Origin of the sequence: Streptomyces carpinensis (genome assembly GCF_002154505.1) — a bacterium.
Lineage (GTDB): Bacteria > Actinomycetota > Actinomycetes > Streptomycetales > Streptomycetaceae > Streptomyces > Streptomyces carpinensis.
Genome location: NZ_MUBM01000374.1, coordinates 1 through 11298, shown reverse-complemented (window position 1 = coordinate 11298; position 11298 = coordinate 1). Strand labels below are relative to the sequence as shown.

The window sequence follows — 11298 nt, the reverse complement described above, 5'->3', positions numbered from 1 at the left end:
GTCGTGGCCGCGGCCACGACCGGTGTGCCTGCCGAGATCCGGATCTCGAGGCGGGCCTCGGAGAGCGGGTGGTTCTGCCCCCGCACCAGCTCGGCCGTCATCGCCTTGTCCCCCTGTGCCTGTGCCGTTGCCTGTGCCGTGGTGCGCCGTGCCGCTCGCGGGGCGTTCTACAGGTGCGGGAGGACCGTCGGCATGAGGTCCTGGAAGGTGCGGCCGTTGGCCGGGACGCCGAGGGCCGTCATCGTCCAGCCGATCCCCGCGCGGTGCACCTTCGCCATGATCTGCGCGGTGAAGTTGCCGCCGCCGGCCAGGGTGTAGCGCGCGAGCTCCTGGCCGTTGGTCTCGTCGACCAGGCGGCAGAACGCGTTCTGCACCTCCTGGAAGGTCTGGCCGGTGAAGGAGTTCACGGTGAAGACGATCTGGTCGATGTGCACCGGGACGCGCTCCAGGTCGACCAGGATCGCCTCGTCGTCGCCGCCCTGACCGGCGCCGCCGACGAGGTTGTCACCGGTGTGGCGCACGGAGCCGTCGTCGCTCACCAGGTGCCGGAAGAAGACGACGTCGACCGGCTGCTTGTCGGCGAACAGCACCGCGGAGGCGTCGAGGTCGATCTCGCGCGTACGGGAGCCGAACAGGCCGCGGCGGGGCGCCGCCTGCCAGCCGAGACCCATACGGACCGCGGTCAGGCTGCCGCCGTCGTTCTTCTGCAGGCTGATGGCCTGACCCTTGGTCAAGTTGACGGTCACGGCTGATTCCCCTCTCGAACTACTCCCCTGTTGCCGCGCATCGCGCGGTTGATCAGCACCCTACGCAGGGGCGCCGACATCGCCGCACACAGGTCCGCACTTTGTGTCGGTCTTGCAACACAGCGCGTACGCGGGTGCCCGCGCCGGGTTCGGCGCGGGCACCCGCGTGGCGGGGTCAGGCCAGGCCCGCCTCGCGCATCTGGCGCAGTTCCTTCTTCATCTCGGCGACCTCGTCACGCAGCCGGGCCGCCACCTCGAACTGCAGCTCCGCGGCGGCGGCGCGCATCCGCTCCGTCATCTCCTCGATCTGCTCGGCGAGTTGCGCGGCGGGACGGTCGGTGGGCACCGTCTCCTTCGCCTTCCCCTTGGCGGCCTTGGCGGGCTTCGCCGCCTTGGCGGCCTTGACCGTCTGGTCGCCGAGCGACGGCACCGGGGCCTTGGCGCCCTTGCCGTCCTTGGACTTTCGGTAGCCGGTGCCGAGCAGCTGCTCGGTGTCGACCTCCTCGCGGGCGATCTGCGCGACGATGTCGTTGATCTTCTTGCGCAGCGGCTGCGGGTCGATGCCGTTGGCCGTGTTGTACGCGATCTGCTTCTCCCGGCGGCGGTTGGTCTCCTCGATGGCCTTCTCCATCGCCGGGGTGATCTTGTCGGCGTACATATGAACCTGGCCGGAGACGTTGCGCGCCGCGCGGCCGATGGTCTGGATGAGCGAGGTGCCCGAGCGCAGGAAGCCTTCCTTGTCGGCGTCCAGGATCGCCACCAGCGACACCTCGGGCAGGTCGAGGCCCTCGCGCAGCAGGTTGATGCCGACCAGGACGTCGTACTCGCCGGAGCGCAGCTCGCGCAGCAGCTCGACGCGGCGCAGGGTGTCGACGTCGCTGTGCAGATAGCGCACCTGGATGCCCAGTTCCAGGAAGTAGTCCGTGAGGTCCTCGGCCATCTTCTTGGTGAGCGTGGTGACCAGGACGCGCTCGTCCTTCTCCACGCGCGTCCGGATCTCGTGCACCAGGTCGTCGATCTGGCCCTCGGTGGGCTTGACGACGACCTCCGGGTCGACGAGGCCGGTCGGGCGGATGATCTGCTCGACCTGGCCGTCCGAGCGCGACAGCTCGTACTGCCCGGGGGTTGCCGACAGATACACCGTCTGGCCGATGCGCCCCTGGAACTCCTCCCACTTCAGCGGGCGGTTGTCCAGGGCGGAGGGCAGCCGGAAACCGTGCTCCACGAGGGTGCGCTTGCGGGAGGCGTCGCCCTCGTACATCGCGCCGATCTGCGGCACCGTCACATGCGACTCGTCGATGACGAGCAGGAAGTCGTCCGGGAAGTAGTCGAGCAGTGTGTTCGGCGGGGTGCCGGGGGCACGGTCGTCGAAGTGCATCGAGTAGTTCTCCACACCCGAGCAGGTGCCGATCTGGCGGAGCATCTCGATGTCGTAGGTGGTGCGCATCCGCAGCCGCTGGGCCTCCAGCAGCTTGCCCTGCTTCTCCAGCTCGGCCAGGCGCTCCTTGAGCTCCTCCTCGATGCCCCTGATCGCCCGCTCCATGCGCTCGGGGCCGGCGATGTAGTGCGAGGCGGGGAAGACGTACAGCTGCTGGTCGTCGCTGATGATCTCGCCGGTGAGTGGGTGCAGGGTGGACAGCGCCTCGATCTCGTCGCCGAACATCTCGATGCGGACGGCCAGCTCCTCGTAGACCGGGAAGATCTCGACGGTGTCACCGCGCACCCGGAAGGTGCCGCGGGTGAAGGCCATGTCGTTGCGCGTGTACTGGATGTCCACGAAACGGCGCAGCAGCTCGTCCCGGTCGATCTCCTCGCCGACCCTGAGGGGCACCATGCGGTCGACGTACTCCTGCGGAGTACCGAGGCCGTAGATGCAGGAGACGGAGGCGACCACGATGACGTCGCGGCGGGTGAGCAGCGAGTTGGTCGCCGAGTGGCGCAGCCGCTCGACCTCCTCGTTGATCGAGGAGTCCTTCTCGATGTAGGTGTCCGACTGCGGGACGTAGGCCTCGGGCTGGTAGTAGTCGTAGTACGAGACGAAGTACTCGACGGCGTTGTTGGGCAGCAGCTCGCGGAACTCGTTGGCCAGCTGGGCCGCCAGGGTCTTGTTCGGCGCCATCACCAGCGTCGGACGCTGGAGCTTCTCGATCATCCACGCGGTGGTGGCGGACTTGCCGGTGCCGGTGGCGCCGAGCAGGACGACGTCCTTCTCGCCCGCCTCGATGCGCCGGGCGAGGTCGGCGATGGCCTGCGGCTGGTCGCCGCTGGGCTGGTAGGGGCTGACGACCTCGAAGGGCGCCACCGTGCGTTCGATGTGAGAAACGGGCCGCATGTCATCAACCGTACGACCCGCCACTGACAACGGGTCCGGATCAGCGGTTCTGGGGGGCGCGAGCGGTGCGCCGGGCCGGCGTCCGGCGGGCGCGGGCCACCGGGCGGTGGACGGAGTGCGTGACCAGCTCGGGGGCCGGGACGCCCGGCTTGTGCTCGACGGGTGTCCCGGCCGGCCGGCCCATGACCATCAGCGGGTCGAACATCACGACGACACCGGCCAGCAGCAGGAAGGCGAGCGGACCGATCAGCATGGGGGCGAGCAGGGACGCCGGTGACTCCCCCACGGTGCCGTCGCCGGTTCCGTGGACCTGGACGCTGAGGGCGGCCATGCCGGTGTAGTGCATGCCGCTGACGGCGAGGCCCATCACCAGGCTCGCGCCGACGCTCCACATGAAGCCCCTGACCTGACCGGCAGCCCACAGCGCGGCGGTCGCGGCGACGACGGCTATGACGACGGAGGCGGCGACGGTGAGGGTGTTGTACTGGACGGTTCCGTCGAGCTGCATGCCGGCCATGCCGAGGTAGTGCATGGAGGCGATGCCCAGACCGGTGACCGTGCCCCCGGTGAACAGGGCCGAGCCGGTCGCGCCCCGGTAGCCGACGATGAAGATCCCGATGCCCACCATGACGATGGCGAGGACCAGACTGGCGTACGTCATCGGTCTGTCGTAGTGGATCGGCGCCCCCTCGACGGTGAAGCCCATCATGGCGACGAAGTGCATGGTCCAGATGCCGGAGCCGATCGCCGCCGACCCGAGGGCGAGCCAGCCGGGGCGCCAGGACTGGGCGACGAGCAGGGCACGGGTGGTGCAGCGCAGACCGAGGGCCCCGCCTAGGCAGGCCATGAGATAGGCCACCAGCGGGGTGACGAGCCCGTAGCTGAATCCGTCGACCGTGCCGTGGTGCATGCGCGGTTGCCCTTCCACCCTGTTGAGTCCCCGAATGCGGTGACGTCGCCCCCGCCTGTTGACCGCCCCGCGATCAGGGTTGACGCAAGAGAGTATGACCTCCGCCGGAATGGTCGAACGACTTTCCGGCAAAGAACCACGACCTTGCCGCAGATGTGCGGCACCTGTGTAAACCCGGGCAACTTCATTCACTCCGTGGCTGTCCTGCACCGACCCACGTCGTTAACCCTGTGCAGTCAATCTTGAACTCACAGCGATCATGACGCGAGGAGTACGCATGCACGCGCGCGCAGTCGCCGCCACGACCACCGCCCTCCTGGGAGCCACGGTGCTGTCGCCCCCCTCCGAGGTACGGGCGGCCGGGAGCCACGAGCGGCCCCTGATCGTCGCTCACCGGGGCGCCTCCGCCTACGCCCCGGAGAACACGCTTCCCGCCGTCGACAAGGCGGCGGCACTCGGCTTCACCTGGGTGGAGAACGACGTGCAGCGCACCAAGGACGGCGTGCTCGTGGTCCTCCACGACGACAGTCTGCGGCGGACCACGAACGTCCAGCGCGTCTTCCCCAAACGGGCACCCTGGAAGGTGAAGGACTTCACCGCCGCCGAGATCGCGCGGCTGGACGCGGGCAGCTGGTTCTCCCCCGTGTACGCGGGCACGCGCGTGCCGACCCTCGATCAGTACATGCGCCGGGTCGAGCGCAACCACGAGAAGCTGCTGCTGGAGATCAAGAACCCCGAGCTGTACCCCGGCATCGAGCGCCAGACCCTCAGGCTGCTGCGCAGGGAGGGCTGGCTCGACCACCGGCACCTGACGAGCCGTCTGATCGTGCAGAGCTTCAGCGCCGGCAGCGTGCGCGCGGTGCACGACCTCGAGCCCGGGGTCAGGACCGCCTTCCTCGGCGGGCCGGCGACGGCGGACCTGCACCGGTACGCGGGCTTCGCGGACCTGATCAACCCCTCCTACGGCACGCTGTCCGCCGAGTACGTCTCCGCCGTCCACGCGTTCACCGGACCGCACGGCAAGCCGATGAAGGTCTTCGCCTGGACGGTCGACGACGCCTCCCGGGCCCGGACCGCCGCCGGCTACGGCGTGGACGGCATCATCTCCAACAAACCGGACGTGGTGCGCGCGGCCCTGCCGGCTGCCCGAACCACGGCCCCGATCCCGGCCACGGCATTCCTCGTCGGGTGAAGGCGCAGGTCAGCGGGCGTTGTCAGAGGCGGACCGTACGGTGGTCGCATGGACAGCCACGAGCAGGAAGAAGGCAGCGAACAGCAGGTCGTGTGGGCCGTGGTCGCCACCGGCATCGGCCCCCTGCTGCTCGCGGCGACGGCGGACGGCCTGGTCAACGTCGTGTTCCACGCCACCGACGCGGTGCGCCACCGGGCACTTGCCCGGCTGGCCTCGCGACTGGGCACCGAGCCCGCGGAGGCGCCCGGCTCCCCGCTGCTGGCGGAGGCGATATGCCAGGTGCAGGCGTACTTCGCGGGCGAGCGGCGGGGCTTCGAGCTGCCTCTGGACTGGTCCCTGATCTCGGGCTTCAACCGCCAGGTGCTGCGCGAGCTCGCGTCCGGCGTGCCCTACGGAACGGTCGTCGGGTACGGCGATCTCGCCCGGCGGGTCGGTCAGCCCGGCGCGGCCCAGGCGGTGGGTGTGGCGATGGGCGCCAATCCCCTGCCGGTCGTGGTGCCCTGCCATCGGGTCGTCGAGAGCGACGGCGGCATCGGCGGCTTCGGCGGTGGCCTGGAGACCAAGCGTGCCCTGCTCGCACTGGAAGGGGTACTGCCCGAACCTCTGTTCTGAGGCGGAACGGACATGGCCGAGACGTGCCATGTCGTCCGTGCGGCCCGGGCCAGTGCCGTGGCACCGCAGCCGGAAGCGTTCTGTGGTGCGGGGGTTTGACCGGGTGTGCGACCCGCCAGAGATGAGGGAGGAGCGACAGACGGGAGGCAGGCACGTGCTGGTGGTGTCCGAAGAGGTACGGGAGGCGCTCGCCGCGCGCCGCGCTGTGGTTGCCCTGGAGTCCACGATCATCGCCCATGGGCTGCCACGCCCCCGCAACCTCCAGGTGGCGCTGGAGCTGGAGGACGCGGTACGGCAGGAGGGTGCCGTACCCGCGACGATCGCCGTGCTGGACGGGCGGCCGCACGTCGGCCTGGACAAGGAGCAGTTGGAGCGGGTCGCCAACGAGGAGGGGATCCGCAAGCTGGGTCACCGCGATCTGCCGCTCGCCGTGGCCGCCGGGGCGAGCGGGGCGACCACGGTGTCGGCGACCGCGCTGCTGGCCGCCCTGGCGGGCGTCCGCGTGTTCGCCACGGGTGGCCTCGGCGGCGTGCACCGGCAGTGGACGGTGACCCAGGACGAGTCCGCGGACCTGGGGCTGCTGGCCCGCACCCGGATCACGGTCGTGTGCGCGGGGGTGAAGTCGATCCTGGACGTTCCCGCCACCCTGCAGCGGCTGGAGACATTGGGGGTCGCGGTCGCCGGCTACGGCACGGACCGCTTCCCCGGCTTCTACCTCGCCGACTCGGGTCATCCGGTGGACTGGACGCTGAGCACGCCCGAGGAGGTGGCAGAGGTCATGCAGGCGCAGAACACGCTGCGCGCGCCAGAGTCGGCGCTGATCGTCGCCAATCCGGTGCCCCGGGAGGAACAGCTCGATCCGGAGCTGCACGCGCGCGTGCTCTCCGACGCCCTGGAGGCGTGCGAGACGGAGGGGGTCACGGGGCAGGCGGTCACTCCCTTCCTGCTGGACTACCTGGTGCGGCACACGGACGGCGCCTCGCTGCGCGCCAACCTGGCGGCCGTCCGCGGCAATGTGCGCCTGGCGGCACGCATCGCGTCGGCCTGGGCCCGGATGTGACGACGGGGGCGGCGGGAGACCCGGCGGCATCCGCAGTTGCGGCTCTCGGGGCGGACGGTGGTGCTGGTGGGGCGTTGCTGGTGGTCGGGGACGTGGTGACGGACGTCGTCGCACGGCATCGGGGGCCGCTCGCGGCCGGTACCGACACCGCCGCCGCGATCCGGCTCGTACCCGGTGGCGCGGGCGCCAACGTGGCCTGCTGGGCGGCCCACCACGGGTGTCCGGAGGTACGGCTGCTCGGCCGGGTGGGCGCGGACACGGCCACCTGGCACGAGCGGGAGCTGGTGGCCTCGGGGGTGCGCCCACGGCTCGTCGTGGACCCCGATGCGCCGACCGGGACGGTGGTCTGCCTGGTCGACGCGGCGGCCGCCGCCGAGCGCACCTTCCTCACCGACAGCGGGGCGTCGCTGCGGCTGGCGCCCGGCGACTGGTCGGAGGCGCTGCTCGACGGGGTGGCCTGGCTGCATCTGTCCGGGTACCTGCTGTTCTCCGAGCCGAGCCGGGCGCTCGTGTCGGCGGCCCTCGCATCGGCACGCGCGCGTGGAGTGCCGGTGAGCCTGGATCCGGCCTCGGCCGGTTTCCTCGCCGCGCTGGGCGTGGACCGGTTCCTGACCCTCGTCGAAGGGGTGCACGTACTGCTGCCCAGCCGTGACGAGACGTGTCTGCTGACGGGCCTGCCCGACCCGGCGGACGCGGCCGCCAAGCTGAGCCGGCACGTCCCTCTGGTGGTGGCGAAGCAGGGCTCCGACGGAGCGCTGGTGGCCCGCTCGGGCGCCGTGTGCGCCCGCGTGCCCGCCGTACCGGCGGCGCCCCGGGACACCACGGGCGCCGGGGACGCGTTCACGGGGGCGTTCCTCGCCACGCTGCTCGCCAGCGCCGATCCGGAGGCCGCGGCGGCGGAGGGCTGCCGGGCGGGTGCGACGGCGGTGGGAAGAGTGGGCGGGAGACCTCCGCGGAGCGACTCCCGCGGGCCCTGAGCCGGGTACGGCTCACGGGGTTTCTCGGACGTCCCTCAGCCCTTGTGCCCGCGTCAGCCGTGTCCCCGTCAGCCTTGCATCCCAGTCGGTCCCCGTATCGCAGTCAGTCCTTGTAGGCCCATGCCGAGATCATCGGGGCCGTGGCCAGGTCCATGGTGCCGGTGGCCACGTTGGCCAGATGGCGGTCGATCTCCTCGTCGGTGGCCAGGCCCGCGCCGACGAGCCGGTCGCGGATCTGGCGGACCGTTGCGGACTCCAGGGCGGCGCAGGCCGCCGAGGTGACCGGGAAGTACGCATCGGCCTCCACCTGACGCAGGCCGGCCTCGCGCAGCAGACGCGGGAGCCTGCGCCCGTACGAGAGATCGGCGCCGCGGTCGGCCAGCAGCCGCCGGAAACCGCGCCGCAGGCGGTTGGCCAGCTCCTCCGCCGGTCCGTGTTCGTCGGGGCAGAGCAGGGGTTGCAGCGCGGGGTCGGCGTCCTCCAGCAGCAGCCGCCCGCCCGGGCGGAGTGCCTTGATCATGGACCGCAGCGCCCTTTCCCGGTCCGGCACATGGACCAGCACGAGCCGGGCGTGCACCAGGTCGAAGTCCTCACCCGGCGGCTCCTCGGCGCCCACGTCGTGGACCCGTACCTCGACCGGCGGGCGGGCGGCCTCGGCGACCAGCGAGGTGTCGATGTCCGTCGCGACGACCCGGCCGGTGGGGCCGACGCGCTCGGCCAGCCAGGAGACGACGGACGTGCCGCCGGCCCCTACTTCCCAGCACCGCCACCCGCTTCCGACTCCGAGCGCCTCCAGGTGCCGGAAGGTCGTGGGGTCGAAGAGGTGGGCGAACGCGTCGAAGCGCTCGCCCGCCTCCATCTGCCGGTTGTCGAGCAGATATCCGTCTCCGTCGCCGTGCGTCATACCGCGATCATCCCAGTCGCCGGTGCCGACGGCGACGGCTGCCCGGCAGCGCCTCGACGGCCGGGCGGTCCGGGCGCGGCAGGACGGCCGGGTGCGGCAGGACGGCCGGGCGCGGTCGGCGTTCGGGGCGCGGACAGTCGTCGGGGCGCAGAGGGCATGCCGGGGGCGGTTGCCCGTCCGGGCATGACCGGCGTTCCGGACACAGCCGGCGTTCCTGCGGTGATCGGGCACTTCCCCCGGCGGCGGGGGTCTGTCCACAGGCGGGAACAAAGCGGAATCCCCTGCTCCCACAGGCTTACCCGCCGCTCACGCCGGCCTGGCAGACTGGCGCGCCACGGCGCAGCGAGCGCCGCCCGAAGGAGATCCACGCAAGGAGATCCAGATGTCCATGGCAGGGAATCTGCGGAAGGTGGCGGGCCTCGACAAGGTCGGTGGCCTCCGCAAGGTGGCGCGGCTGGCTCGCCGGCGCCGGCGGGTCGACCTGAGCCACCCTGCCCGGTCGCCACTGGGCTCCTCGGTGGTCAACTGCGTCACGTACCGGGACGGTGTCCGGGTCCCGGAGGCCGGCGATCTGGTCGAGGCCGTGACAGGGGTGCGCAAGAACCGCGACGGTTTCGTCTGGCTGGGCCTGCACGAGCCGACCGACCAGGAGTTCGCGGGCATCGCCGAGCTGTTCGACCTGCACCCGCTGGCCGTCGAGGACGCGATCGAGGCCCACCAGCGCCCGAAGCTGGAGCACTACGGCGAAACGCTGTTCGCGGTGTTCAAGACGGTCTGCTACGTCGAACACGAACAGCTGACGGCCACGAGCGAGGTGGTGAACACCGGAGAGATCATGGTCTTCGCCGGCCAGGACTTCGTGATCACGGTGCGGCACGGACGGCACGGCTCGCTCGGACCGCTGCGCGAGGAGCTGGAGTCCGAGCCGCAGCAGCTCGCCAAGGGGCCGGCCGCGGTGCTGCACGCGGTCGCGGACCACGTGGTCGACGACTATCTGGGCGTCACCGACGCGATCCAGGCGGACATCGACCAGGTGGAGATGGAGGTGTTCGCGCAGACCGGCGCGCGCACCGACCCCGGACGCATCTACCAGCTCAAGCGGGAGCTGCTGGAGCTGAAGCGGGCCGTGGTCCCGCTCGGCCGCCCGGTGGAGGACCTCGCCACCCGGCCGATCCAGGTGGTCGACCCGGAGATACAGGCCTACTTCCGGGACGTTCTGGACCACCTGATACGGGCCAAGGAGCAGATCGCGTCCTTCGACGAGATGCTCAACTCGATCCTGCAGGCCCATCTCGCGCAGGTCACGGTGGCGCAGAACGAGGACATGCGCAAGATCACGGCCTGGGCCGCGGTGATCGCCGTGCCGACCATGGTGTGCGGGATGTACGGGATGAACTTCAAGCACATGCCGGAGCTGCACTGGCGCTTCGGCTACCCCCTCGTCATCGGCGTGATCTCCGCCGCCTGTCTGGCGCTGTACCGCGGCTTCAGGCGCAACGGCTGGCTCTGATCAGCCGCTCCAGGCCGGATGGCGCGGGTCGTCGGCGCGGACCAGTACGTCCGCCGTGCCGGCCGGGTCGGTCTCGGCCTCGTAGCGCTCGAAGGCGGGCAGCGTCCAGTGCTCCGCCTCCGGGGTACGGCGGCGCAGGGCGCCCGGGGAGAGGAGGAGGTGGACGCTCAGGTCGAAGGGGAACCAGTGCCTCAACAGGAGGGGTCCGTGCAGCAACAGCAGCCCGCCGGGCGGGAGTGGAACGTAGGAACTGCGGGTGGCGCGGTCGGTGGCCGGGTCCCTCAGGTCGGGCAGGACACGGCCGTCGCCGCCGGCCTCCAGCGGGCCGAAGACCTCGCGCCAGAGGGAGCCGGTGTCGAGCCAGCCGTCGTAGTAGGAGTCCACGTCCCGGTGGCCGTGCTCCAGCCGGAGGGACGCCGGGCGCAGGAAGCCCTCGGCTCCGACCACCAACGACGGGCGGCCGCGCACGCGCAATGCCTCGGAGACCCGCTGGGCCAGGTCGCCCGGGCGGGCGGCGGGGGCGCCGTCGAAGGCGATGCGCGGCCAGGGGCTGCCGTCGCCCGGTTCGAGGTCGAGCAGCCGCTCGGCCAGGAGGTCGCCGAGCCGTTCCCAGGTGATCGCTTCGAGTCGCACACGGCCATGATGCGCCAGGTCGGGATCCGGGTGCGGCGGAGAGGGCGCCGGGGAATGAACCTCGCATGGCGCTCCCCCCAACTCCCCTGCCACGCTCCGGTCTTCTCGTCGTCCAGCCGCTGCGGCGCAAGCACTGCGCCGAGTGCCGCCGGGCCCCGCTGTCCATGCTCGTCCTGGAGGAGGGTGCTCCTCGCTGCCTCGACTGCGCCGACCTGGGGCACCTGGTGTTCCTGCCGCGCGGTGATACGGCGCTGACGCGCAGGTCCCGGGAGGAGAGCGCGCTGTGGGCGGTGGTGGTGCGGTTCAACCGGCGCAAGAGCCGCTACGAGCGGCAGGGCGTTCTCGTCGAGGAGGCGGCGCTCGCCCGGGCCGAGGAGCGGTGTCTGGCGGACGCCGAGGCGCGGCGCCGGCGCCGGATCCGG

The 11298-nt window shown here is 71.3% G+C and carries 10 protein-coding genes and 1 pseudogene; 6 read left to right on the top strand and 5 right to left on the bottom strand.

All coding sequences use genetic code 11. The features are described from left to right. Window positions 1–167: 167 nt before the first annotated feature. The 3 genes from BZY54_RS39135 to BZY54_RS39125 form a co-directional block, all read right to left on the bottom strand. Window positions 168–746, bottom strand: coding sequence for a TerD family protein (locus tag BZY54_RS39135; RefSeq protein ID WP_086730115.1), 579 nt, complete (start codon window positions 744–746; stop codon window positions 168–170). A 175-nt stretch (window positions 747–921) separates the two neighbouring features. Further along, the gene (gene uvrB, locus BZY54_RS39130) at window positions 922–3078 is read right to left on the bottom strand and encodes an excinuclease ABC subunit UvrB (RefSeq protein ID WP_086730114.1); all 2157 of its coding nucleotides are present in this window, start codon (window positions 3076–3078) and stop codon (window positions 922–924) included. Between the two features lie 40 nt (window positions 3079–3118). After that, window positions 3119–3988 (bottom strand): MHYT domain-containing protein, encoded by an 870-nt coding sequence (locus tag BZY54_RS39125; RefSeq protein WP_086730113.1) that lies wholly within the window; start codon window positions 3986–3988, stop codon window positions 3119–3121. 277 nt (window positions 3989–4265) lie between these two features. Here BZY54_RS39125 and BZY54_RS39120 point away from each other — a divergent pair, with 277 nt between their 5' ends. From BZY54_RS39120 to BZY54_RS39105, 4 genes are all read left to right on the top strand, one after another. After that, a complete protein-coding gene (locus BZY54_RS39120) occupies window positions 4266–5180 on the top strand; it encodes a glycerophosphodiester phosphodiesterase (RefSeq protein ID WP_086730112.1) in 915 nt (304 codons plus the stop codon). A gap of 48 nt (window positions 5181–5228) precedes the next feature. Beyond that, on the top strand, window positions 5229–5792 hold the full coding sequence (locus BZY54_RS39115) for a methylated-DNA--[protein]-cysteine S-methyltransferase (RefSeq protein WP_086730111.1): 564 nt from the start codon (window positions 5229–5231) through the stop codon (window positions 5790–5792). A 121-nt stretch (window positions 5793–5913) separates the two neighbouring features. Then, window positions 5914–6852 carry a pseudouridine-5'-phosphate glycosidase gene (locus BZY54_RS39110; protein WP_244217550.1) on the top strand — a complete coding sequence of 313 codons (939 nt, stop codon included), beginning with the start codon at window positions 5914–5916 and terminating at the stop codon, window positions 6850–6852. Window positions 6853–6926: 74 nt separating this feature from the next. Then, window positions 6927–7829, top strand: coding sequence for a carbohydrate kinase family protein (locus BZY54_RS39105; RefSeq protein WP_208640904.1), 903 nt, complete (start codon window positions 6927–6929; stop codon window positions 7827–7829). A gap of 103 nt (window positions 7830–7932) precedes the next feature. Here the strand turns inward: BZY54_RS39105 and BZY54_RS39100 are convergent, their stop codons facing one another. Beyond that, on the bottom strand, window positions 7933–8733 hold the full coding sequence (locus BZY54_RS39100; RefSeq protein WP_086730108.1) for a methyltransferase domain-containing protein: 801 nt from the start codon (window positions 8731–8733) through the stop codon (window positions 7933–7935). 382 nt (window positions 8734–9115) lie between these two features. Between BZY54_RS39100 and BZY54_RS39095 the strand changes: the two genes are divergently transcribed. Beyond that, the gene (locus BZY54_RS39095) at window positions 9116–10243 is read left to right on the top strand and encodes a magnesium and cobalt transport protein CorA (protein WP_086730107.1); all 1128 of its coding nucleotides are present in this window, start codon (window positions 9116–9118) and stop codon (window positions 10241–10243) included. Here BZY54_RS39095 and BZY54_RS39090 read toward each other — a convergent pair whose 3' ends face one another. Next, window positions 10244–10876, bottom strand: a complete 633-nt coding sequence (locus BZY54_RS39090; protein ID WP_086730106.1) for a nucleoside/nucleotide kinase family protein — start codon at window positions 10874–10876, stop codon at window positions 10244–10246. A gap of 65 nt (window positions 10877–10941) precedes the next feature. On the opposite strand from BZY54_RS39090, the pseudogene BZY54_RS39085 reads away from it, so the two are divergent. Further along, a pseudogene (locus tag BZY54_RS39085) lies at window positions 10942–11298 on the top strand (DUF2293 domain-containing protein); the annotation flags it as partial.